The following is a 22827-nucleotide window of genomic DNA, read 5'->3' on the forward strand; positions in this document are numbered from 1 at the left end:
GATGGCCTTCAACCTGCGACACCGCAGCTTCCTCAAGGAGCTGGACTTCACCGCCAAGGAGTGGACCTACCTCCTGGACCTCGCCGCCGACCTGAAGCAGGCGAAGTACGCCGGGACCGAACAGCCCCGGCTGAGCGGCAAGAACATCGCGCTGATCTTCGAGAAGACCTCGACGCGCACCCGCTGCTCCTTCGAGGTCGCGGCCTTCGACCAGGGCGCCCGAGTCACCTACCTCGACCCGTCCGGCTCCCAGATCGGCCACAAGGAGTCGATGGAGGACACCGCCCGCGTGCTCGGCCGGTTCTACGACGGCATCGAGTACCGCGGATCGCGGCAGGAGAACGTCGAGACCCTCGCGGAGTACTCGGGGGTCCCGGTCTGGAACGGGCTGACCGACGAGTGGCACCCCACCCAGATGCTCTGCGACATGCTTACGATGCGCGAGCACTCCGCCAAGCACGACCGCGACATCACGTTCGCCTACCTCGGCGACGCCCGCAACAACATGGGCAACTCGCTGCTGGTCACCGGCGCGATGATGGGCATGGACGTGCGCATCGTCGCCCCGAAGGCGCTGTGGAACACCCCCGAGGTCCTCGGCGCCGCCAAGGCGCGGGCCCAGGAGACGGGCGCCCGCATCACCCAGACCGAGGACGTCCGCGCCGGGGTCGAGGGAGCCGACTTCCTCTACACCGACGTCTGGGTCTCGATGGGTGAGCCGGCGGAGGTCTGGGACGAGCGCATCGGCCTGCTGCGCGAGTACCAGGTCACCGCCCAGGTCATGGAGGCCACCGGCAACCCGCAGGCGAAGTTCCTGCACTGCCTGCCGGCGTTCCACGACCGCCACACCAAGGTCGGCGAGGACATCTACCAGCGCACCGGCATGGAGGCCCTCGAGGTCACCGACGAGGTCTTCGAGTCCCCCGCGTCGATCGTCTTCGACCAGGCCGAGAACCGCATGCACACGATCAAGGCCGTGCTCGTGGCCACCTTGGGAGACTGACATGCGCATCGTGGCCGCCCTGGGCGGGAACGCGCTGCTGCAACGTGGTCAGCGACCGGACGCCGACGTGCAGGAGGCCAACGTCCGCCGAGCGATCGCCGCCCTGGCGCCGCTCGCCGACGAGCACGAGCTGGTGATCACGCACGGCAACGGCCCGCAGGTGGGCGTCCTGGCGCTGCAGAGCGCCTCGGACCCGCGCCTCACCTCGCCGTACCCGTTCGACGTGCTGGGCGCCCAGACCCAGGGGATGATCGGCTACTGGCTCCTGCAGGCCCTGCAGAACGAGATCCCGCGGCAGCCGGTCGCGGCGATCATCAACCAGACGCTGGTCGAGGCCAACGACCCCGCCTTCGACAACCCCACCAAGTTCGTCGGTGAGACCTACGACGAGCAGACGGCGCACAAGCTCGCCGCGGAGCGGGGCTGGCAGGTCCGTCAGGACGGCGATTCCTGGCGCCGGGTCGTGGGGTCGCCCCGTCCCCAGCGCATCGTGGAGACGCGGCTGATCCGGCTGCTCCTCGAGAGCGGCGCGATCGTCATCTGCGCGGGCGGCGGCGGAGTGCCGGTGGTGCGCGACGAGGTCGGCGAGCTGCGCGGTGTCGAGGCCGTGGTCGACAAGGACCTGGCCAGCTCCGTGCTGGCGGAGGCCCTCGACGCGGATGTGCTGATGGTGCTCACCGACGTCCCGGCGGTGATGAAGGACTTCGGCACGCCCAACCAGGCGCCGATCCACCGCGAGACGCCGCCCGGGCTGCGCGAGGTGACGTACGCCGCGGGCTCGATGGGGCCCAAGGTCGAGGCGGCGTGCCGTTTCGTCGAGGTCACCGGCGGCATGGCGGCGATCGGGAGCCTCGACGAGGCCTCCGCGATCCTCGACGGCAAGTCGGGCACCATCGTCACCACGACCGGTCGCTACCGCGACTGAGTGACACCCGCCGCGCCGCAGGTGTGGCGGACGCTGCCGTCCGGCCTCCTTCGGCCGGGCGGCAGCGGCGTCCGGCGAGCCTGCATGCGCGGGCGAGCCCCCGCCTGTCGGCAGTCACACGAGGAGCCTGATGCGCGATCAGCTCGACATCGCCGGTGGCCTCGGCACGGCCGAGGCCGCCGATCCCTCGCCCGGCCGGTGCGGGAGGTGATCCCGCGGTGAGGCGGGCCAGGACGGTGCTGCTGCCGGTCGGCGGCGTGGAGGACCACCATGTCGGCGTCGCGTTCGCCGCCCAGGAGGCGGTACGACGGGGCTGCGACATCGAGGTGGTCCACGTGGGACCCGGGCCCGCTGCCCTCCTTCCGCCAGCCGGGCCGATCGCTGGGTCGTTCACCGGGCCGATCAGCGGGGTCGTCATCGGGCAGGGTGACGTCCCCGCCCATGCACCCGGCGGCATCGTGGAGCGGACCGTCGAGGCTGCCCGGCGCTCACTCGGCCGCAGCGGTCCCGCGGTGCGCGGCCGGCTGACGCACGGCCCCGTCGTACCGGTGCTGGTCGAGGACAGCCGTCAGGTGGACCTGGTCGTGCTCAGCCGGCGCCACGCACGCGGCGCCGCCTCGCTCAGCGCGATGACCGTCGCCAACGCCGTGGCCGCGCACGCGCACGCGCCGGTCGCCGTCGTCCCGCCCCGCTGGAGCCCGGGGACCACCACCGCGCCGGTCGTCATCGCGATCGCAGGCGGACCCACCGAGGCACGCGAGGTGCTGCGTGCCGGGCTCACCCAGGCAAGGCGCTGCGGCGCCCGCGCGGAGGCGGTGCACGGGTGGTGGTACAGCGACGCCTACGACGACCTGGCCCGTGCCCACGCCACGGGGACCACCGAGAGCGCGCGCCGCCACGCGCGCCTGACCGCGGAGCTGGCCGCCGTGCTCGCGGAGTTCCCCGACGTCGACACGCGGCTGACGGTCAGCCACGGCCGCCCCGACCGCGTCCTGGTCGAGGCCGCCGAACGAGCCCAGGTCGTCGTCGTCGGGCGACACCGGCCGGTGCTGCCGTTCGGGTCGGACCTCGGGCCGCTGACCCGCCTGCTGATGTGCGGCGCCGGCTGCCCGGTGCTGGTCGTGAACTCGCCCACCCGCGCGCCGGGCACCGCGGGGACCGCTCTCGGTCCCGGCGCGCCGGCCGAGGCGGCGGCGACGCTCAGGCCCCGGTGCGGCTGATCGGGATCTTGCGGGCTCCCCCGGCGTCGCCGGCCGGCATCGACACGGTCAGCACCCCGTTGGCGTAGTCCGCCGAGATGTCCTCGGCACGGGTGCCGGGAGGCAGCGGGAGGGAGCGGGCGAAGCTGCCGTAGCGGATCTCGGTGCGGTGCCGGTGGCGCTCCTCGGCACGGCGCTCGCCGCGCAGCTGGAGCATGCCGCCGTCGACGGTGAGCTCGATGTCCTTGTCCGGGTCCATCCCCGGGAGGTCCATCCGGATGAACCTGCGGTCCTCCTCCACCCACTCCTCGACCCGGACCTGGGGCTCGTCGAGCGTCGAGTTCATCCACCCCATCAGCTCGGCGAAGAGCGACTGGTTGTCACGCTGCAGCTGCTTGCTCATCACGCTGGTCCTCTCGTCGTGGGCGTCCTTCCCCGGTCAGGCAAACGGCCCCCGACCTGCCGCGGCAGGGCAGAACGTCCCGCGCGGGCCGGGCGTTCTGCCTCGCTGCGGGACACCGCCGAGCACCCGGGCGCCGCGGCCGCGCGGCGGGGCGGCGCCGTCCCCGACCACCCGCTGGAGAGTCCAAGGTCCTCATCGGCCGGCGCCATCGGGCCCTGCTCCGCCCCCGAGCGCGCCCCGAGGGTGAGGGTGTGAGCACAGCACACGACTCCCCCGACAGCACCGGGGCGGGATTCCTCGAGCGACACCGCCGAGCGACCGCCACCGGGGGCCTCATGCTGCTGGTGCTGCTGGGCGTGCTGCTGGGTGCCGCCGTGGGCGCGCTCCTGGTGCGGCTCCTCCACCTGCTCATCGAGACGGTCACGGGGATGGCATGAGCCGCGGCAGCGATCCGGCTCCACCGCTGGGGATCACCGCGCTGGTCACGGCAGCGCGGACCTGTCTGCCGACGCGGACTGCGTGACACGCCGGCAGACGGGCTGAGGGGCACGGCCGAGGTTTCCCCCCGACGCCGTGCCCCTCAGGTGCGCGGGGTCGCGCAGGCGACGCAGGTGCTCGCCGCCGGGCGTACGGCGAGGCGTTCGGCCGGGATCGTCCCGCCGCACCTCTCGCACACGCCGTAGCTGCCCGCCGCCACCCGCTCGAGCGCGGCGTCGATCTCCGCGAGCCGCCGCTCCGCGAGCCGGACGTGGGTGTCGACCTGCGAGCGCTCGTAGGCGATCGTGTGCCCCTCGGGGTCGTGCTCGTCGTCGGCGTTGGAGTCACGCGAGGCCTCCACGAACCTCTCCCGGTCGTCTCGGAGCCCGGCGAGCCGGCCCAGCACCGCCTCACGCTCCGCCGCGAGCCGCGCCCCGACGTCCTCGCTCATTCCACGAGGCTCTCGCCCGGGACGCCGGAGGGGACGCGCCCGTCGCCGAGCGGCTCCCCGGACGGGTCGGGAGTCGGGGTCGGGGTCCCCGTCGGCGGCGTCTGGCCGGGCGTGGCGCCCCCGTCGCCCGGCGTCGGGGTGGGGGTCGGGGTGGGCGTCGGCGTGGGGGGCGGCGTCGGCTTCGATCCCGAGCCCTCGTCGGGGGCGTCGCTGGTGCCGTCGGACGGGGTGGTGCCGTCCTGGTCCTGCGGGGCGCCGCCCTCGCGGTCCGACCCGCCGGAGCCGTCCCGGTCCGACCCGTCCCGGTCGGTGTCGTTGTCCCGGTCGCTCCGGTCTCCCTTGCCGTCGGAGCCGGCCAGCCGGCTGATCGAGGTGCCGCCGCCCTTGTCCGATCCGCCGGTGTAGGAGGACACCGGGTTGCCGAGGAGCGCCTCGATCGCGCTCAGCACCACCACCGCCGCGGCGAAGGTGCCGGCGGCGTACAGGCCGATGCGGCGCCAGGGCAGCGCCCGCAGCCGCTCCCCCCAGGGCCGTGCATCGGCCTGCTCGGCCTCGTCGAGCTCGGCCCGCGCCTCCGCGAGCCGTTCCCCGGCGTCGTCCAGGGCCACGGAGCCGTAAGGGTCCTGAGCCGCCAGGTGCACCTCTGCCTGCGCGATGCCCACCTTCTGCAGGGCCTGCTGGTGGACCGCCGCCACCTTCTGACGCGAGCGCGCCAGGCCCTGGCTGTAGAGCGCGGTGGTCACGGTCGCCGCCACACTGCCCAGCGCGGCCCCGATCAGGGTCCCCGCCGCTCCCAGCGTCGACAGCAGCACCGCGCTCGACACCGCCGCGAGAGCCCCGGCTGTCGTGCGTACCCAGTCGATGTCCAGTCGGTCGTGGTTCTCCTCAGCCATATCCCCCTCGACGGTACCGGCCGCGGCTCGGCACGCACGTGGGCCTGATCACCCCCTGCCGCGACCACCGCCGGGGAGGCCCGCGGGTGTGGCCAAGACCACGGGGGCGGCCCCCGCCGGGCCCGTCGCGAGGATCGGTCGCGTGCTAGCGTCGTCGGCGAAAGGGAGTAGTCCCCAACAGCCGCGTCGACATGCTGACCTCCGGGTCCGGTGCGGAAGGCCACCCCGGTGGCGGACGAGACTTTCGACCAGTTTGCCGACCCGTTGAGGGTGCCTGGTCGAGAGACGTCCCCGCAGCGCGGGTCGCCCTCGGCCTCGTGCCGAGAGGAACCGATGTCCGCCTTCCTGCTGTCCACCGCCGTCATCTTCATCGCCGAGCTCGGCGACAAGAGCCAGCTCATGGCGATGACCTTCGCCGCCCGCTACCGCGTCCGTGACGTGCTGATCGGCATCACCGCCGCCACCGCGATCGTCCACCTCGCCTCCGTGGGCATCGGGTTCGCGATCGGAGACGCGTTCGCCGACTACCAGAGCTGGATCGGGATCGTGGCCGGCGTGGCGTTCCTCGGCTTCGCGGCCTGGACGCTGCGAGGGGACGAGCTCACCGAGGAGGAGGCCGACAAGGCCCGCACCGCCACCGGTGCGGCGATCCTCGCGGTCGGTGTCGCGTTCTTCCTCGCCGAGCTGGGCGACAAGACCATGCTCGCGACGATCACGCTGGCCACCCAGGAGGGCTGGCTCGGCACCTGGATCGGCTCCACGGTCGGGATGGTCGCCGCCGACGCGCTCGCGATCCTGGTCGGCGCCCTGCTCGGCCGCAAGCTGCCGGAGAAGGTCATCAAGTACGGCGCCGCCTCGCTCTTCGCGATCTTCGGCGTGCTGCTGATCGCCGAGGGCGTCATCGCGCTCTGAGGACAGGCCCAGTGACGGGCCCAGTGACAGGCCCGGTGACCGGCCCGTTCGGCGTCGGGCGCCCGTGCGGTATGAAAGGGTGAGCGCAGACGCCGGGTGCCTCCGGCGACGACGACTGCGCCGCCGACGAGAGGCATGAATGACCACGGAGGATCCCGGCCCTGTCCGGGTGCCTGAGCGACGAGCTGAGGTCACTTCGCTGACCGGGGTCGACCGGCTCGTCGTGCTTGCCGCACGGTTGCTCGCGGCTCCCCGCGCCCACGTGGTCCTCGCCGACGACCTACGGGCCGCGCCCGCCGCCGTCCCGGTCCCCGGACCACTCGACGAGCCGGACCGCGAGCACCTCGCCGGCCCCGACGCCGAGCCGCTCGGCCGGCTCGTGCTGGCCGCCGGCGCCCCGCTCGTGCTCCCCGACGCCACGGCCGATCCGCGCAGCGCCGACCTGTCCTGCGTGCGCGCCGGCGAGGTGGCCGCCTACCTCGGCGTACCGCTGGTGAGCGAGAGCGGACGGGTCCTCGGCGCGCTGGGCGTGCTCGACGCCGCGCCGCGTGCGTGGACCGAGCAGGACTGCCATCTCCTCGAGCACCTGGTCACGCTCGTGGTGGCCGACGTCGAGCTGGCCGAGCTGAGCGCCGCCCGCGACGACACCCGCATGATGGGGCGGCTCGCCGTCGCCGCCTCGGGCATCGGCACCTTCGACTGGGACCTGAGCAGCGGGGTCTTCGACGGCGACCTCCGGATGCTGGAGCTGCACGGCACCAACCGCACCGACTTCGGACGCACCGCCGAGGCGTTCGAGGAGCTCGTGCACCCGGAGGACCGCAGCCGCGTGCGCGAGGCGCTCGGCGAGGCCGTGCGCACCTGCGGGGACTACGCGGCCGACTTCCGGGTGCAGCTCAGCGACGGCTCGGTGCGCTGGATCACCGCGCGCGGCCGCGCGCTCGCCGGGCCCGAGCACACCCCGAGCCGCGTGCTGGGCGCCGTCTTCGACACCACCGCCGCCCACGCGGGCGAGGTCCGGCTCACCCGCGTGCTGGAGGCCATGCCCACGGCCTTCTTCCAGCTCAGCCCCGACTGGCGCTTCTCCTACGTCAACGCCGAGGCCGAGCGGGTGCTGCAGAAGAGCCGCGAGCAGCTCAACGACGCGGTGATCTGGGAGCTGTTCCCCGCCGCGATCGGCAACGACTTCGAGACCCACTACCGCGGCGCGATGCAGTCCGGGCACCCCACGATGTTCGAGGCGTACTACCCGCCGCCGCTGGACGCGTGGTACGAGGTGCGCGCCTGGCCGCACTCCGACGGCCTCGCGGTGTACTTCAACGACATCACCTCGCGACGCCACTCCGACGCCCTCCTCGACGAGGCGGTACGCCGCAGCGAGCTGCTGGCCGGGGTCAGCGACGCACTGACCGGCACCCTCGACGCCGAGAAGGCGGTCGCCCGGCTCGCGCGCCTGCTGGTGCCCGAGCTCGCGGACTGGTGCCTGGTCACCCTCGTCAAGGACGGCCCCGCCGACTGGCGCCAGCGCCTCGAGGACGTCGGCTGGTGGCACGCCGACCCCGACATGCTCCCGATCGTGGAGCGCTACGCGGCGGCGCGGATCCCGGCGCTCAGCGACGAGTCGTTCGTCGCCCAGGCGCTCGGGGGCGCCCAACCGGTCCTCATCCACCGCGACGCGACGCTCGCGATCAGCCGGGTGCTCTCCAGCGAGGACGCCCGGGAGCTGCTCCGCGCGCTCGCTCCGTCCTCGGGCATGGTCGTCCCGCTGCGCGGACGCGGGCGCACGGTCGGCCTGGTCTCCGCCTTCCGCGGCGCGGAGCGAGGCGGCTTCAGCGAGGACGACCAGCGCACGATGCGCGAGATCGCGACCCGCGCCGGCCTGGCCATCGACAACGCCCGTCTCTACGGCGAGCAGCGCGCGCTGGCCGAGGGTCTGCAACGCAGCCTGCTGACCGCTCCCCCGGAGCCGGAGCACCTCGAGATCGCGGTGCGCTACGAGCCGGCCGGGCAGGCCGCCCAGGTCGGCGGGGACTGGTACGACGCGTTCGTGCAGCGCGACGGCGGCACCGTGGCCGTGATCGGCGACGTCGTGGGCCACGACATCGCCGCCGCCGCGGCGATGGGCCAGCTGCGCAGCCTGCTGCGCGGCATCGCCGTGCACACCGGCGCCGGCCCCGCGGAGGTGCTGCAGGGCGTCGACCAGGCCATGGACACCCTCGACCTCGGCACCACCGCCACCGCGATCGTGGCTCGCATTGAGCAGACCCCGGCCGAGGTCGCCGCGCGCACCGCCCGGCTGCGCTGGAGCAGCGCCGGGCACCCACCGCCGGTGCTCATCCAGCGCGACGGCACCGTCGCCGTGCTCGCCCCCGAGGAGCCCAACCTGCTGCTCGGCTTCGCCCCCGACGTCGAGCGTGTCGACGCCGAGGTGGTCCTGGGCCGCGGCGACGTCGTGCTCCTCTACACCGACGGGCTGGTGGAGGAGCGTGACGAGGGCATCGACGAGAGCATCGAGCGGCTCGCCGAGACCCTCGGCGATCTCACCGACCTGGGTCTGGAGGAGGGCTGCGACGAGCTGCTCGCCCGGATGCGCCCCGAGCGCCGCGAGGACGACGTGGCGCTGCTGGTGATCCGGCTGCGCTGAGCCCTAGGCGTCGCCACCGGAGGTGGCCGCCTGCTCATCGGCGCCTGCCTGCTCCCTGTCACCTTCCTGCACGGCGGCGCCCCGGGCGCCGCCGGTGGCGGTGCCCGGCACCAGTGCCAGCTCGATGCGGCGCTCCTCGACCGAGGCCGACACCAGCCGCACCCGCACCTCCGCGCCGAGGGCGAGGTCCTCCTCGGCACGCAGCGTCGCCTCGATCGCGGGCTCCTCGATGGTGACCTCCCCGTGGCGCGGGTCCTCGTCGTCGACGTCGACCACGACCGCCGCGAACTCCTCGCCGACCCGTTCGTGCAGGATCCCGGCCTCCACCAGCGACAGCACGGCGCGCTCGTGGGCGCCCGCGAGGCGCGCCGAGTCGCGCAGCAGGCCCGGCAGCGTCGGCAGCGCCTCCCGCACCCAGTCCGGCACCGGACGGCCCGCGCAGACCGCCACGCAGACCTCGCCGGCGAACCGGTCCCCGAGGCGGCGCAGCGGCGCGGTCACGTGGGCGTACTCCGAGGCGAGCCCGGCGTGCTGGGCCTGGGCGGGCAGCTCGCCGTCGAACGCGGCGTACCCGCTCCCGCGCAGCAGCCGCGTGCAGGCCACCACCATCGCCGCGTGGTGCGGGCGGGCGGGGTCGAGGGTGCGGATGAAGTCGGGGTAGAGCAGCTCGGCGGGCCAGGCGATGCCGAGGGCGTGCGCGGTGCGGTGCAGCCGGAGCACGTCGCGCGGCGCCGGGGGCGGCAGGGTGCGCAGCAGACCGACCTGCGCGTGCAGCATCAGCGTGGCCGCGGCGAAGCCGGTGAGCAGCGAGAGCTGGGCGTTCCACTCCTCGACCGGCAGCTGGCGGCGGAAGCTCAGGCGCCAGTGCTCGCCGTCGACGGAGATCTCCTGGTCCGGCAACGGCAGCGAGACCCCGCCCCGGGCCGCCTCCCGGGCCAGGCGCAGCGGACCGAGCTCGGCGAGCAGCCGCAGCGACTCCGGCGCCGTTCCGGCGTCGATCTGCTCCTGCGCCTCGGCGTAGCTCAGCTGGGCCCGCGAGCGCACCAGCGCCCGCTCGACCAGGACGTCCGTGCCCTCCCCGTCGGCGTCGACCTCGATGGTCCACAGCAGCGCCGGGCGGACCCGGTCCGGCAGCAGCGACGCCGCGTCCTCGGAGAGCACCCGGGGGTGCAGCGGCACGGCCGCGTCGGCGCCGTACAGCGTCTCGCCGCGGCGCCGGGCCTCGAGGTCGACAGGGTCGCCGGGGCGCACGAACGCGGCCACGTCGGCGATCGCGTAGTGCACGAGGTAACCGTCGCCGGAACGCGCGATGTGCAGGGCCTGGTCGAGGTCGCGGGAGCCGGGCGGGTCGATGGTGAGCATCGCCAGGTCGGTGCGGTCGAGCGTGGGGAGCATCGGCGCGGCGGCGCTCGCGCGGGCGGCGGCCTCGACCTCGGGCGGGAAGTCCGGGCTCACCCCCAGCTCGGCCCGGATCCGTTCGATGCCCGCGCGCAGTGACGCAGCCGCCACTCCCTCGTGGAGGCTGCGGACCCGGACGACGCGACTCGACGGCATGACGGCACGATAGCCACGTGCTGATCCTGCTGCCTCCCAGCGAGGGCAAGGCCGCGCCCCGGCGCGGCCACCCGCTCGACCTCGCGACGCTGTCCCTGCCGGTCCTCACCGAGCCGCGGGCCCGGCTCCTGGACGCCCTGGTCGACCTCTGCGCGGGCGACCCCGACAAGGCCGCCGAGGTGCTCGATCTCGGCCGCACCCAGCTCGCCCTGGTCAGCGCCAACGCGGCCCTCCCGCAGGCGCCCACGGCGCGCGCGGACGCCGTCTACACCGGGGTGCTGTACGACGCGATGGACGTCGCGACCCTCTCCCCCGCCGCCAAGCGTCGCCTCGGCAGCCGGGTTGCGATCGCCTCGGCGCTGTTCGGCCTGGTCCGCCCGTCCGACCGGATCCCGGCGTACCGCCTCTCCGGCGGGACCTCGCTGCCCGGGGTCGGACCGGTCGCCGCGCTCTGGCGCGAGCACCTCGGCCCGGCCGTCACCGAGGCGCTCGGCGACGGGCTGCTCGTCGACCTGCGCTCGAGCGCGTACGCCGCGTTCTGGCGAGCACCGGCCGACCTCGCGCCGCGGGTGGCCACGGTGCGGGTGCTGCACGAGTCCGCCGGCAGGCGCAAGGTGGTCAGCCACTTCAACAAGGCCACCAAGGGGCGCATCGTGCGGGCCCTGATGGAGTCCGGCGCCGCCCCGCGCACGCCCGAGGCGCTCGCCGAGGCGCTGCGCGACCTCTCCTGGCACGTCGAGGTGGGTGCCCCCACCGCGAAGGGCACCCAGCTCGACGTCGTGGTCAGCGACCTCTGAGGAGGCCTGCGGCTACCAGCGAGCCGGGTCGACGAAGGCGTCGAGGCCCGGCGGCTGGGCGTTGTAGAGCCGCATCGAGGCGCGCGGCTCGCTCTCGCCGGCACCCGGCGGGTAGAACGACAGCACGGTGACCGACGCCGGGGTCAGCTCCATGCGGAAGACCGCGTCGAGCGGCGCCCCCACGGCGTGCGCGACCAGCGTCTTGATCGGCGTGACGTGGCTGACCACCACGATCGTGCGCCCGGCGTGCTCGTCGAGCACGCGCTCCAGCCCGGCGAGGACCCGCTTCTCCACGACCCGGAACGACTCGCCCCCGCGCGGCGCGTTGTCCAGGGAGCCGAGCCAGGAGTCCAACTCCTCGCGGTGCCGCTCGGCGACCTCACCGAAGGTGAGCCCGTCCCAGTGGCCGAACTCCATCTCCGCGAAGCCCGCCTCCTCGGCCAGCGGGACGCCGAGCACCTCGCTGACGATCTCCGCCGACTCGCGGGTGCGGCGTACCGGCGAGGCGACGACGAGGTCGACCTGCTCGGCGATCGGGGCGATCCACTCCGCCGTCGCGCGGACCTGGGCGCGGCCCTCGTCGCTGAGCCCGGGGTTGGCGCTGGCCAGACCGCCGGAGAAGCGCTTCTCGAGGGTGTGGGCGGTGACGCCGTGGCGCACCAGGACCAGCGTGGTCGGCTCACCGGTGCCGGCGGACCAGCCACGGGCCTGGGCCTGGATGCTCGCCGGGCGCTCGCCCTCGGCCGCCGACGCGGGGCTCTCGATCTCCTCGATCAGCGACTCCTCGTCGCTGGTGTCGAGGTGCACGGTCACGCCGTGGCGACGCCCGTCGAGGGCCTCGTTGGCGAGCCGGTCGGCGTAGGCGTTCTCGGCGCGCGGCACCCAGGTGTACGTCGTGCCGAACGGCGCGAGGCTGGTGGCCTCCGCGGCGAGCGGGACCATGTCGGGGTGCTTGATCTTCCAGCGCCCCGACATCTGCTCGACGACGAGCTTGGAGTCCATGCGGACCTCGACCTCGGCGTCGGGCGCGTGCGCGGCTGCCAGGCGCAGCCCGGCGATCAGCCCGGAGTACTCCGCGACGTTGTTGGTCGCCACCCCGAGGGTGGTGCCGTCCTCGGCGATCACCTCGCCGGTGTCGGCATCGCGGAGCACCGCGCCGTACGCCGACGGGCCGGGGTTGCCCCGCGAGCCCCCGTCGGCCTCGATGACGACGCGGCGCGCGCTCACAGCCCGGACTCGGAGGTGCGGACCAGAATGCGGGAGCACTCCTCGCACCGCACCACGGTGTCGGCCGGCTTGGCCTTGATCGACGCGAGCTCGGCGGCGTCGATGCCGAGCTGGCAGCCGTTGCAGCGGCGCTGGCGCAACTCGGCCGCCCCGATCCCGGCCTTCGCGGCACGCAGCTTGTCGTAGAGCGCCAGCAGGTCGGCCGGGAGGCCCTCGACGGCGGGACCGCGCTGGGCCTCCACGTCGACGAGCTTGGCGTCGATCTCGCGCTGCTTCTCGTCGCGGGATGCCTCGAGCTCGGCGATCTCCGCCTCGGTCTCGGTGAGCATGCCGGTGAGCTCGTCGAGGCGCGCCTGGGCGGTCTCGAGGCGCTCCATGACCTCGAGCTCCTGGTCCTCCAGGCTCGCGATGCGGCGCTCGAGGGACTGCAGCTCGTGGCCCATCCGCTCGAGGTCGCGCGGGTTGGCGATCAGGCCCTGGTCGATGCGGTCGCGGTCGCGGTCGCGGCGGGTCTTGACCTGCTCGACGTCGGCGTCGACCTTGGACTGCTCCAGGGTCAGGTCGTCGACGTCGATGCGGGCGTCGCGCGCGAGGTTGGCGACGTCGGCGTGCTTGGCGGACAGCTCGGCGAGACGCGCGATCTCGGGGAGGCGGGCACGCTGGTGCCGCAGCTGGTCGGCGCGGGTGTCGAGCGCCTGGACATCGAGAAGCTTCAGCTGGGCGTACGGGTCGGCTTTCAGCGCGGGGCTCCTGGTGCTTCGGGGTGGGACGGACGGAAGGTCCACGGATCGGTGCACGTCGTGCTGACCCGGGTCTCCACCGTATCGCCCCGCGCCGCCTTCACGCGCGCCTCCACGACCGGCAGCCAGGTCCACTCCGCCGCCCAGTGCGCCACGTCCACGAGGGCAGGGCCGCCCTTCTCCACGAACTCGGACGCCGGATGGTGCCGCAGGTCACTCGTGACGTAGACGTCCGCGTCGGTCCCGGCGACGGTGTCGAGCAGGAAGTCGCCCGATCCGCCGCACAGTGCCACGCGTCGTACCGGCCGGTCGGGGTCGCCGGCCACCCGGACCCCGTGGGCGGTCGCGGGCAGGGCGGCGGCGACCGCCTCGGCGAACTCCCCCAGCGTGGTGCGCGCGACGGTGCCGATGCGCCCGGTGCCGGTGTCGGCGATCTGCGGGTCGGCGAGCTCGACGACGTCGTACGCCGGCTCCTCGTAGGGGTGTGCGCGCAGCATCGCGGCCACCACCCGGGGACGCAGGTGCCGCTCGAGGACGACCTCCACGCGCTCCTCGGCGACCACCTCGGGCACGCCCACCGCGCCGATGCTCGGCTGCGCGCCCGCCAGCGGACGGAAGCGGCCCTGGCCCGGGGTGGAGAACGACGCGTGGTCGTAGTCCCCGATCCGGCCGGCGCCCGCCTCGGCCAGCGCGGCGCGCACGACCTGGGCGGCGTCGACCGGCACGAAGGCGGTGAGCTTGTCGAGGGCGGTCGCGGGCGCCGGGAGGATCGGGCGCAGGTCGCTCACGCCGAGCGCGTGGGCGAGCGCCTCGGAGACGCCGCCCTCGGCCTGGTCGGCGTTGGTGTGGGCGGTGAGCAGCGCGCACGAGGCCTTGGCCAGGGTGGCGAGGGCCCGCCCCTTGGGGGTGGTGGCGGGCACGCCGTGCACCGCCCTGAGGAACAGCGGGTGGTGCACGACCAGCAGGTCCGCGCCCCACTCGGCGGCCTCGCGGGCCACTGCCTCGGTCGGGTCGACGGCGAACATCACCTTCGAGACCCGCGCGTCCGGGTCGCCCAGGACCAGCCCGACGGCGTCCCACGACTCCGCGCTGGCGGGCGGGTACCACCCGTGCAGCAGGTCGACGAGGTCGCGCAGGGTCGGCTCGGAGGAGGGCATGGCGCTCAGGCTAGCGGGGGGCTGCGCAGGCACCCGGACTACGCTCGGGCTCATGTCAGTCGTGAAGATCAACGCCATCTCGGTCCCCCCGCAGGCCGCCGAGGAGCTCGAGCGCCGCTTCGCCGCGCGCGCCCACACCGTCGAGGGCTCGCCCGGCTTCGAGGGCTTCGAGCTGCTCCGCCCGACCGCCGGAGAGGAGCGCTACTTCGTCGTCACCCGCTGGGCCGACGAGGAGTCCTTCGCCGCCTGGCGCGACGGCGACGCCCGCACCGCCCACGCCGGCCAGCACGGCAAGCCCGTCGCCTCCGGCGCCGAGCTCCTGGAGTTCGAGGTCGTCCTCGACGTCAAGCCCTCCGCCTGATCCCTCCCGCCGAGTCGGCGCACGTTCGTGCCGACTCGGCGGGGGTCAGTTGACCTGGCGGTCGCGGCCCTCCCAGTACGGCGCGCGCAGCTTGAACTTCTGCAGCTTGCCGGTGGCGGTGCGGGCCAGGTCGGTGCGGAACTCCACGGCGGTCGGGGCCTTGTAGCCCGCGGCTCGCTCCTTGCACCAGGCGATCAGGTCGGCCTCGGTGACCTGCTCGCCTGGCGCGAGGACGACGAGGGCCATGATCGTCTCGCCCCACTTCTCGTCGGGCACGCCGATCACCGCGACCTCGGCGACCGCCGGGTGGGAGAACAGCACGTCCTCGACCTCGATCGAGGAGACGTTCTCGCCGCCGGTGATGATCACGTCCTTCTTGCGGTCCTTGATCGTGAGGTAGCCCTCTTCGTCGATCGTGCCGCCGTCGCCGGTGTGGAACCAGCCGTCCGCGAGCGCCGCCGCGGTCTCCTCCGGCTTCTCCCAGTAGCCCTCGAGCACGACGTTCGAGCGGGCCAGCACCTCGTGGTCCGGCCCGAGCCCGAGTCGTACGCCGAGGGCCGGCGCCCCGGCGCGCACCAGCTTGGCGGCTCGCTCCTCGGTGCTGAGGTGGTCCCACTCCTGGCGCGAGCGGTTGATGGTGAGCAGCGGGGAGGTCTCGGTGAGCCCGTAGATCTGGATGAACTCCCAGCCCAGCTCCTCCTCCACCCGCGCGACGGTCCGCGTGGGCGGCGGCGCGCCGGCCACGATGATGCGGACCTTGTCGCGACCGGGGATCGGCCCCTCCCAGGTCTGGGCGGCCTCCAGCACCGCGGCCACCACCGCCGGCGCGGCACACATGAAGGTCACCCCGTGCTCGGCCACGCGCCGCAGGATCTCTGCGCCGTCGATCTTGCGGATCACCACCTGCTTGACGCCGAGGCCGGTGGCCGCGAACGGCATCCCCCACCCGTTGGCGTGGAACATCGGCAGCGTGTGGAGGTACACGTCACGGTCGCTCACGCCGGCGTGCATCGCGAACGTCGTGGCATTGACCCAGATGTTGCGGTGGGTGATCTGCACGCCCTTGGGCCGGGCGGTGGTGCCGGAGGTGTAGTTGATGCACGCCGTGGCGTTCTCGTCCGGCTCCCACGGCTGCGGCTCGGCACCGGGCGGGGCGTAGAGGTCGTCGTCGTTCCCCAGCACGAAGCGGTGCTCGCAGGTGACCGAGCCGAGCGCCTCGTCGATCTCGGGGTCGACGTAGAGCACCCGGGCACCGGACTGCTCGACGATGTACTGGACCTCCTCGGGCCGCAGCCGGAAGTTCACCGGCACGAGCACCCGGCCGAACCCCGCGACCCCGAAGAACGAGGTCAGCAGCCGGGCGCTGTTGTGGCTCACCACCGCCACCCGCTCCCCGAACCCGATCCCGAGCTCGTCGAGCCGCGCGGCCTGCCGGCGGGCGAGCTCGCCGATCTCGGCGCAGGTGAGCGCCCCCTGAGACGCAGCGGGCTGCTCGGGCTCGTCCACCACGCCCACCCGGTCGGCGTACACGCCCACAGCACGGTCGATGAAGTCGGACACACTGAACGGCACGATCACGGGCATCTCCTCCGAGCTCGACGGTGACGCAGGCCACTGTAGTGAGCCTCCCCCGCGCTCCCCCGGCACGCCGCGGAGCGTGCGCCGAGCGGCGCGCCGGGCGCGCTCAACGGCCCACCTGCCGGCGAGCACCCGCCCACCTCGATGAGAGTCCTCTCATCCAGGTCTCACCCGCCGCCCATCGTGAGGCAGGATCGTGCTCACCATGAGCAAGGTGTGGCAGGTCCTCCTCGGGCTCGCGCTCGTGCTCCCCCTGGGTGGATACGTCGCGGGCTCGCTCGCCGCCACCTCCGCGGAGGACCCCGCGCCGCGCCCCCGGATCGTCCTGGAGACCTCCTCGCCCCGCGACCGCCCGGCACCGGGCAGCACGCGCACCCCGGACCCCACCCGCACCCCGACGCCCGACGACGCCGACGACGCCGACAACGCCGACAACGCCGACGACCCCGACGACATCGAGGTCGTCATCCCGCAGCCGCGCGACCTCGACCCCGAAGACGCCGACGACCCGGCCGACTCCGATGACCGAGACGACTCCGATGACCGGGACGACTCCGACGACGACCGGGACGGGGACGACGACGGCTGAGCACCCCGCCCCGCACCCGGACGCCCGACTGCGCAGGTCGGGTGTCTCCGTGCGCGCCCGCATCACCCTCACGGTGGCGCTGCTGGTCGGGCTGACCCTCGGCGGCGCCGGGCTCATCGTCTACCTGGTGGAGAGCCAGCGCATCGAGGCGCAGACCACCGAGGAGGTCGAGCAGGAACTCGACGAGTTCGACCTGCTGAGCCGCGAGGGGGTGGACCCGCAGACCGGCGAGCCGTTCGCCTCGGTCAAGGACGTGCTGGTGCTGTTCATGGAGCGCAACGTCCCCGACGACGACGAGCTGCTCGTCGGCTGGGTCGGGGACCGACCGGTGGTGCGCTCCCCGGCGGATGCGCTCGCGCAGGACCCCGCGTTCCAGGACGCCGCGCGCCCGCTCGTGCGGGACGGAGGCAGCACCCGGCTGGACACCGCCGAGGGCGAGGTCCTCATCGCCAGCCAGCCGCTGACCCGCGGGCGCGAGCGGGGCGCGCTGCTGGTGGCGATCAAGCTCGCCGAGGACCGCGCGGAGCTGATCGACACCATGCGCACCTACGCCATCGTCTCGCTGCTGTCGATGCTGCTGATCACGGCGTTCGCCTTCTGGCAGGCCGGACGCCTGCTGGCACCGCTGCGCACGCTGCGCGAGACCGCCGACGAGCTGGGTGCCACCGACCTGTCGCGCCGGATCCCCGAGACCGGCAACGACGACATCACCGCGCTGACGCGCACCGTCAACAGCATGCTGGCCCGCCTGGACGCCGCGTTCGTCGGCCAGCGCGAGTTCCTCGACGACGCCGGACACGAGCTCAAGACCCCGCTGACCGTCCTGCGCGGCCACCTCGAGCTCCTCGACGTCGGGAGCCCCGACGACGTGGCCGAGACCAAGGAGCTGCTGCTCGACGAGGTCGACCGGATGTCGCGGCTGGTCGGCGACCTGATCCTGCTCGCCAAGAGCGACCGCCCCGACTTCGTCCGCCTCGAGCCGGTGGACATCGCCGCGCTCACCGACGACGTGGCCGCCAAGGCACGCGGGCTCGGCGCACGGAACTGGACCGTCGACTCCCGCGCCGAGGGCACGGCGTACGCCGACGCGCAGCGGCTGACCCAGGCCGTGCTCGCCCTGTGCGACAACGCCATCAAGCACACCGGGCCCGGCGACACCATCGCCGTGGGCTCGGCGCGCGATGCCTCCGGGCTGCACTGGTGGGTACGCGACACCGGCCCGGGCGTCCCCGAGGCGGACCGCGAGAGGATCTTCGAGCGCTTCGGCCGCAGCACGATCCCGGCCGACGACGAGGGCTTCGGCCTCGGCCTGTCCATCGTCCGCGCCATCGCCCAGGCCCACGGCGGCACGGTGGCGCTGGACCCGACCTGGACGGAGGGGACCAAGGTGGTCCTGACCGTCCCCACCCGCACCCGCACCCAGCACCCGGAGGTCCCCGCGTGGCCCGCATCCTGATCGTCGAGGACGAGGCGCGCATCGCGTCCTTCGTCGCCAAGGGCCTGCGCGCCGAGGGCCATCTGGCCACCGTCGTCGGCGACGGCCCCGGCGGGCTGGACCGCGCCCTGAGCGGGGACTTCGACCTGATGGTCCTCGACATCGGGCTGCCCGGGATGGACGGCTTCGCCGTGCTCGAGCAGCTGCGCGCCCAGGGCTCACGGATGCCCGTGATCGTGCTCACCGCGCGGGACTCGGTGACCGACACCGTGTCGGCGCTGGAGGGCGGCGCCGACGACTACATGCCGAAGCCGTTCCGCTTCGCCGAGCTCATCGCCCGGGTGCGGCTGCGCCTGCGCCAGGCCCAGCCGGGCGGCGAGGCCGGCGCCCGCGACGCGGTGGACGCCGGCGGCCTGCGCCTCGACCTGCGCACCCGCCGCGCCACCGTCGCCGGGCGGCAGGTCGACCTGTCCGCCCGGGAGTTCTCCCTCGCCGAGATCTTCATGCTCAACCCCGGCCAGGTGCTGTCGCGCGAGCAGCTCCTCGACCACGTCTGGGGCCTCGACTTCGACCCCGGCTCCAACGTCGTCGACGTGTACGTCGGCTACCTGCGCCGCAAGTTCGGCGCGGCCCGCATCGAGACCGTGCGGGGCATGGGCTACCGCTTCGTCAGCGCACCTTGAACCCGGCGAAGCGCGCCCGCGGCTGACGCGCCAGCGCCGGCTCCAGCATCTCGGCGAACTGTGCCGGCAGCGGTCGGCGCGCGGGATCCTTGTCCAGGCCGGCGTGCAGCGCCTCGACGACCTCGCCGGGCACTCCGTCGGGCAGCGCGCGCGGCGCCTGGACCAGCTGCGGCCACCGCTCGCGTACGTCGGGCGCCTTCAGGTCCCCCGACTCGAAGGGCCGGTAGCCGGCCACGGCCTCGAACACCGTCGCGGCCAGCCCCCACACGTCGCTCGCCGGGCATGGCACCCCCGCGCCCCCGGGGTCGGCCTGCTCGGGGGCGAGGTAGGCGTCGGTGCCGATCACGCTGCGCAGGGAGGCGGCCGCGTCGACCGGACGGGCCACCGACAGGTCGATCAGCCGGGCCGGCGCGCCCATGATCACGTTGGCCGCCTTGATGTCCAGGTGGGTCCACCCGAGGCCGCGCAGGTAGTGCAGTGCGCCGGCGACCTCGATCGCCAGCGGCAGGTACTGCTGCTCGGGGAGCGGGCCGTACCTGCGCACCAGCGTGGACAGGCGCGGCCCGTCGACCTGCTCGAGGACGACGTGGGGCCGCGGCCCGTCCAGCCGGTGCCGCAGGGCGCGCACCACCACCGGGTGGTTGACGGTCGCGAGCGCCTCCACCTCGCGGCGCAGGCCGCGCAGGCTGTCCGGGTCCTCGACCTGACCCGGCCGCAGCACCTTCACCACCACCGGCCCGTAGGTGACCTCGTCGAAGGCGAGGTAGGCCTCGTAGGCCGACCCGCCGCCGAGCAGCCGCACGACGCTGAGCTCTGGCGTGATCGGGTCGCCCTCGCCCAGGTCCCACCCGTCGCGGGTCGTCTCCGGGACCGCGGCGCGGGGCGGTGCGGTGGTGACGCTCATCGGTTCTCCTCCTTGAGGGTCGTGCCTGCTGGTCGTGCCTGCTGGTCGCGCCGGGGTGCTCGTCGCTCAGCGGCGGACGGCGCGGGTGTCGTTGCGGGAGCGGTCGTTGGTGGAGTTCTTCGTGCGGTCCCGGGTCTTGTCTCCGCCGTCCCGGGTCCAGTCCTTGGTGAGGTCGCCACGGCTGCGGTCGCGGTCGCGGCTGACAGCAGTGACCCGGCTGTTGGTGTTGTCCGCGCGCGAGCGGCTGTCGCCGGTGTCGCGGCTGCGGGTGTCGCGGGTCGCCTTGGTCTTGGGGTCGCGGGTGTTGGTGGCGGCGTCCCGTCCGAAGGTGTCGTCGTCGTCCTCGTCATCGACCGCCAGCACCACGTCGGGCTGGTCGTCCTTGCGCTGGTAGACACCCTCGTCGGCCGCAACGCTCGGGGTCTGGAACGCGACGAGACCGGCCGCGACACCTCCGGCGACGCCCAGGGTGGCGATGCTCACGAGCTTCCTCATGATCGTTCCTCTCTGCCGGGTCCGAGCCCGGCACGCAGGGGTGGTCCGCCTCCCGAGTGGCGGCGGATCCGTGCTTGCACCCACGACTCTCGCCGCCCACGGTGAGCCGCCCATGAGCCCCCGATGAGAGCACTCTCACGTCCCGCCGGATGTCGTGAGGAGCGGCCCGGACGCCTATCGTTGCGAAGAACAACAATTGCCTTCGACAACCTTGATGGAGCACTGCATGAGTACACCCACCGTCGCGACCGGTTTCCCGGCCGCCACCTCCGGACCCTCGGGAAGTCCGTTGAAGCCTCTGGTGGGGCTGTTGCTCGGCATGTTCGTCTCGATGCTGGCGACGACCGTCGTCAGCACCTCGCTGCCGGTGATCCTCGCCGACCTCGGCGGCGGCCAGACGGCGTACACCTGGGTGGTCACCGCCACCCTGCTCACCACGGCTGTCTCCACCCCGATCTGGGGCAAGCTCGCCGACCTCTTCGACCGCAAGCTGCTGCTCCAGCTGGCCCTGGTGATCTTCATCCTGGCCAGCGCCGCCGCCGGCTTCGCCCAGAACAGCGAGTGGCTGATCGGCTGCCGCGCCATCCAGGGCATCGGCGCCGGTGGTCTGGGCGCCCTGACCCAGATCGCGATGGCGGACATCATCTCGCCGCGTGAGCGCGGCAAGTACATGGGCCTGTTCGGCGGCGTCATGGCGCTGGCCACCGTCGGCGGACCGCTCATCGGCGGTGCGATCACCGACCTGTCGAACTGGCGCTACAACTTCTACGTCGCGGTCCCGGTCGCCGTCGTCGCGCTGGTGATGATCCAGAAGACCCTGCACCTGCACCCGCTGCCGAAGCGCAAGGTGAGCATCGACTACGCCGGCATCGTGCTGCTGTCGGCGTCGGTCTCCACGCTGCTGATCTGGATCTCCCTGGTCGGCAGCTCCTTCGCCTGGGCCAGCGCGACCACCGCCTGGATGGTCGGCGGCACCCTCGTCGGCATCGCCGGCTTCGTCGCCGTGGAGCTGCGCGCCAGCGAGCCGCTGATCCCGCTGACGCTGTTCCGCAACCGCACCTTCACCTGGGCGGTCATCGGCAGCCTCTCGGTCGGCGTCGCGATGTTCGGCACCACCGTCTTCCTCTCGCAGTACATGCAGCTGGCCCGCGGCGCCTCGGCCACCGAGTCCGGCCTGATGACGCTGCCGATGATGCTGGGCCTCTTCCTGGTCTCCTCGATCGCCGGTCGCCAGATCACCAAGACCGGCGTCTGGAAGCCCTACGTCCTCGGCGGCTCGATCCTGCTGACCATCGGCATGGGCCTGATGGGCACGATCGAGTACGACACCAACTTCGTGCTGGTCTCGGTCTACATGTTCGTCCTCGGCTCCGGCGTCGGCCTGGTGATGCAGAACCTGGTGCTCGTCGTGCAGAACGCCGTCCCCCCGCGCGACCTCGGGGTCGCGAGCTCCGGGGTGAACTTCTTCCGCACCGTCGGCGGCACCATCGGCGTCGCCGTCCTCGGCGCGGTGCTCGGCAACAAGGTCACCTCCCACATGGCCGAGCGCGCCGGCGACCTGCAGACGGCCATCGGGTCGCTCGGGTCCCAGGGCAAGGAGGTCGCCGCGGCCCTGCAGAGCGGCTCCATCCCCGCGGTGAGCAGCCTGCCCGAGCCGGTGCGGGCCGTCGTGGAGTCGGTGTACGGCGCCTCGGTGGCCGACATCTTCGTGGTGGCCGCCCCGATGGGCCTGCTGACGGTGCTCGCCGTGGCCCTGCTGCCGAACCTCGCGCTCGGCACGATGACGCGTCACGAGAAGTTCAGCGCCGAGGAGAGCGCGGTGGCCCTGGCGGCCACCGCCGAGGCCGCGGCCGGCCAGAACGGACCGGAGCACCCCGGTGACGGACGCGACCACCGCTGACCTCGCCGCGGCCGTCGGCGAGATCGAGGCCCAGTTCACCCGGATGGCGGCGGCCTCGCGCCGCCGCCTGCGGGAGCACGCGAGCAGCGTCCACCCCGACCTGACCCCGCTCGGCTTCGCCCTGCTCACCGCCGCCCAGCGCCTCGGCCGATGCCCGCAGGGCGCCCTCGTGCACCGGGTGCAGGCCGACAAGGGCGCGGTGAGCCGGGCGGTCGCCCAGCTCGAGCAGCTCGGACTGATCAGCCGCGAGGCCGACCCGGACGACCGGCGCAGCCAGCTGCTCGAGCTCACCCCCGCCGGCACGGCGGCCCTCGCCGGGATCGACACGCGCGCCCGCGAGCTGCTGCACGGGCAGCTCGAGGGCTGGACCCTCACCGAGGTCCAGCAGCTCCGCGACCTGCTGACCCGGCTCAACGACGCCGATCTCACTCATCTGGAGGCCGGGTCCGAGGACAGCGGCGCCGGTGTCTCGGTAGCCTGAGGGCGCACCCGACGAGAGA

The 22827-nt window shown here is 73.6% G+C and carries 23 protein-coding genes; 13 read left to right on the plus strand and 10 right to left on the minus strand.

Annotated features, from left to right (window positions below):
- Position 1 precedes the first annotated feature (1 nt).
- The 3 genes from argF (at position 2) to HBO46_RS13115 (ending at position 3148) form a co-directional block, all read left to right on the plus strand.
- On the plus strand, positions 2-1003 hold the full coding sequence (gene argF / locus HBO46_RS13105; protein ID WP_166140781.1) for an ornithine carbamoyltransferase: 1002 nt from the start codon (positions 2-4) through the stop codon (positions 1001-1003).
- Between the two features lies 1 nt (position 1004).
- Entirely contained in the window at positions 1005-1928 is a 924-nt protein-coding gene (arcC, locus tag HBO46_RS13110) for a carbamate kinase (protein WP_166140782.1), read from the plus strand.
- A 218-nt stretch (positions 1929-2146) separates the two neighbouring features.
- A complete protein-coding gene (locus HBO46_RS13115) occupies positions 2147-3148 on the plus strand; it encodes a universal stress protein (RefSeq protein ID WP_166140783.1) in 1002 nt (333 codons plus the stop codon).
- Here the strand turns inward: HBO46_RS13115 and HBO46_RS13120 are convergent.
- A complete protein-coding gene (locus HBO46_RS13120; protein WP_166140784.1) occupies positions 3129-3530 on the minus strand; it encodes an Hsp20/alpha crystallin family protein in 402 nt (133 codons plus the stop codon). The genes HBO46_RS13115 and HBO46_RS13120 overlap by 20 nt on opposite strands.
- 251 nt (positions 3531-3781) lie before the next feature.
- Between HBO46_RS13120 and HBO46_RS13125 the strand changes: the two genes are divergently transcribed.
- Entirely contained in the window at positions 3782-3967 is a 186-nt protein-coding gene (locus HBO46_RS13125; RefSeq protein ID WP_166140785.1) for a hypothetical protein, read from the plus strand.
- Positions 3968-4110: 143 nt separating this feature from the next.
- On the opposite strand, the gene HBO46_RS13130 is transcribed toward HBO46_RS13125, so the two are convergent.
- A complete protein-coding gene (locus HBO46_RS13130; RefSeq protein WP_166140786.1) occupies positions 4111-4458 on the minus strand; it encodes a TraR/DksA family transcriptional regulator in 348 nt (115 codons plus the stop codon).
- Positions 4455-5351, minus strand: a complete 897-nt coding sequence (locus tag HBO46_RS13135) for a hypothetical protein (protein WP_166140787.1) — start codon at positions 5349-5351, stop codon at positions 4455-4457. The genes HBO46_RS13130 and HBO46_RS13135 overlap by 4 nt, the downstream gene beginning before the upstream one ends.
- 333 nt (positions 5352-5684) lie before the next feature.
- Between HBO46_RS13135 and HBO46_RS13140 the strand changes: the two genes are divergently transcribed.
- Together HBO46_RS13140 and HBO46_RS13145 are read left to right on the plus strand one after the other, a co-directional pair.
- Entirely contained in the window at positions 5685-6263 is a 579-nt protein-coding gene (locus HBO46_RS13140) for a TMEM165/GDT1 family protein (RefSeq protein ID WP_166140788.1), read from the plus strand.
- A 169-nt stretch (positions 6264-6432) separates the two neighbouring features.
- Positions 6433-8907, plus strand: a complete 2475-nt coding sequence (locus HBO46_RS13145; RefSeq protein WP_166140789.1) for a SpoIIE family protein phosphatase — start codon at positions 6433-6435, stop codon at positions 8905-8907.
- Positions 8908-8910: 3 nt separating this feature from the next.
- Here the strand turns inward: HBO46_RS13145 and HBO46_RS13150 are convergent, their stop codons facing one another.
- Positions 8911-10461, minus strand: coding sequence for an RNB domain-containing ribonuclease (locus HBO46_RS13150; protein WP_166140790.1), 1551 nt, complete (start codon positions 10459-10461; stop codon positions 8911-8913).
- Positions 10462-10478: 17 nt separating this feature from the next.
- Between HBO46_RS13150 and yaaA the strand changes: the two genes are divergently transcribed.
- Positions 10479-11258 (plus strand): peroxide stress protein YaaA, encoded by a 780-nt coding sequence (gene yaaA / locus HBO46_RS13155; protein ID WP_166140791.1) that lies wholly within the window; start codon positions 10479-10481, stop codon positions 11256-11258.
- A 12-nt stretch (positions 11259-11270) separates the two neighbouring features.
- On the opposite strand, the gene HBO46_RS13160 is transcribed toward yaaA, so the two are convergent.
- From HBO46_RS13160 to HBO46_RS13170, 3 genes are read right to left on the minus strand one after another with little or no spacing between them, the layout of a single operon-like run.
- Complete coding sequence (locus HBO46_RS13160; RefSeq protein WP_166140792.1) at positions 11271-12485, minus strand: bifunctional RNase H/acid phosphatase; 1215 nt, start codon at positions 12483-12485, stop codon at positions 11271-11273.
- Positions 12482-13270: a zinc ribbon domain-containing protein gene (locus HBO46_RS13165; RefSeq protein WP_224769041.1), complete on the minus strand. Its 789-nt coding sequence runs from the start codon at positions 13268-13270 to the stop codon at positions 12482-12484. The genes HBO46_RS13160 and HBO46_RS13165 overlap by 4 nt, the downstream gene beginning before the upstream one ends.
- Positions 13222-14382, minus strand: a complete 1161-nt coding sequence (locus HBO46_RS13170) for a Nif3-like dinuclear metal center hexameric protein (RefSeq protein WP_166140793.1) — start codon at positions 14380-14382, stop codon at positions 13222-13224. The genes HBO46_RS13165 and HBO46_RS13170 overlap by 49 nt, the downstream gene beginning before the upstream one ends.
- Positions 14383-14434: 52 nt before the next feature.
- Here HBO46_RS13170 and HBO46_RS13175 point away from each other — a divergent pair, with 52 nt between their 5' ends.
- Complete coding sequence (locus HBO46_RS13175) at positions 14435-14743, plus strand: antibiotic biosynthesis monooxygenase family protein (protein WP_153324322.1); 309 nt, start codon at positions 14435-14437, stop codon at positions 14741-14743.
- Positions 14744-14788: 45 nt separating this feature from the next.
- Here the strand turns inward: HBO46_RS13175 and HBO46_RS13180 are convergent, their stop codons facing one another.
- On the minus strand, positions 14789-16321 hold the full coding sequence (locus HBO46_RS13180; protein WP_166140794.1) for an AMP-binding protein: 1533 nt from the start codon (positions 16319-16321) through the stop codon (positions 14789-14791).
- Between the two features lie 205 nt (positions 16322-16526).
- On the opposite strand from HBO46_RS13180, the gene HBO46_RS13185 reads away from it, so the two are divergent.
- The 3 genes from HBO46_RS13185 to HBO46_RS13195 are packed head-to-tail and all read left to right on the plus strand — an operon-like array spanning position 16527 to position 19028.
- Positions 16527-16910: a hypothetical protein gene (locus HBO46_RS13185; RefSeq protein ID WP_166140795.1), complete on the plus strand. Its 384-nt coding sequence runs from the start codon at positions 16527-16529 to the stop codon at positions 16908-16910.
- Positions 16911-16959: 49 nt separating this feature from the next.
- Positions 16960-18366, plus strand: a complete 1407-nt coding sequence (locus HBO46_RS13190) for a sensor histidine kinase (protein ID WP_224769043.1) — start codon at positions 16960-16962, stop codon at positions 18364-18366.
- Positions 18351-19028, plus strand: coding sequence for a response regulator transcription factor (locus HBO46_RS13195; RefSeq protein ID WP_166140797.1), 678 nt, complete (start codon positions 18351-18353; stop codon positions 19026-19028). The genes HBO46_RS13190 and HBO46_RS13195 overlap by 16 nt, the downstream gene beginning before the upstream one ends.
- Here the strand turns inward: HBO46_RS13195 and HBO46_RS13200 are convergent.
- Both HBO46_RS13200 and HBO46_RS13205 read right to left on the minus strand, forming a co-directional pair.
- Entirely contained in the window at positions 19015-19932 is a 918-nt protein-coding gene (locus HBO46_RS13200; protein WP_166140798.1) for a serine/threonine-protein kinase, read from the minus strand. The genes HBO46_RS13195 and HBO46_RS13200 overlap by 14 nt on opposite strands.
- A gap of 66 nt (positions 19933-19998) precedes the next feature.
- Positions 19999-20427: a hypothetical protein gene (locus HBO46_RS13205; RefSeq protein WP_166140799.1), complete on the minus strand. Its 429-nt coding sequence runs from the start codon at positions 20425-20427 to the stop codon at positions 19999-20001.
- Between the two features lie 226 nt (positions 20428-20653).
- On the opposite strand from HBO46_RS13205, the gene HBO46_RS13210 reads away from it, so the two are divergent.
- Both HBO46_RS13210 and HBO46_RS13215 read left to right on the plus strand, forming a co-directional pair.
- Positions 20654-22327: an MDR family MFS transporter gene (locus tag HBO46_RS13210; protein WP_166140800.1), complete on the plus strand. Its 1674-nt coding sequence runs from the start codon at positions 20654-20656 to the stop codon at positions 22325-22327.
- The gene (locus HBO46_RS13215; RefSeq protein ID WP_166140801.1) at positions 22305-22808 is read left to right on the plus strand and encodes a MarR family winged helix-turn-helix transcriptional regulator; all 504 of its coding nucleotides are present in this window, start codon (positions 22305-22307) and stop codon (positions 22806-22808) included. The genes HBO46_RS13210 and HBO46_RS13215 overlap by 23 nt, the downstream gene beginning before the upstream one ends.
- The last annotated feature ends 19 nt before the right edge of the window (positions 22809-22827 follow it).

Source organism: Nocardioides ochotonae, assembly GCF_011420305.2.
GTDB classification, from domain to species: Bacteria; Actinomycetota; Actinomycetes; order Propionibacteriales; family Nocardioidaceae; genus Nocardioides; species Nocardioides ochotonae.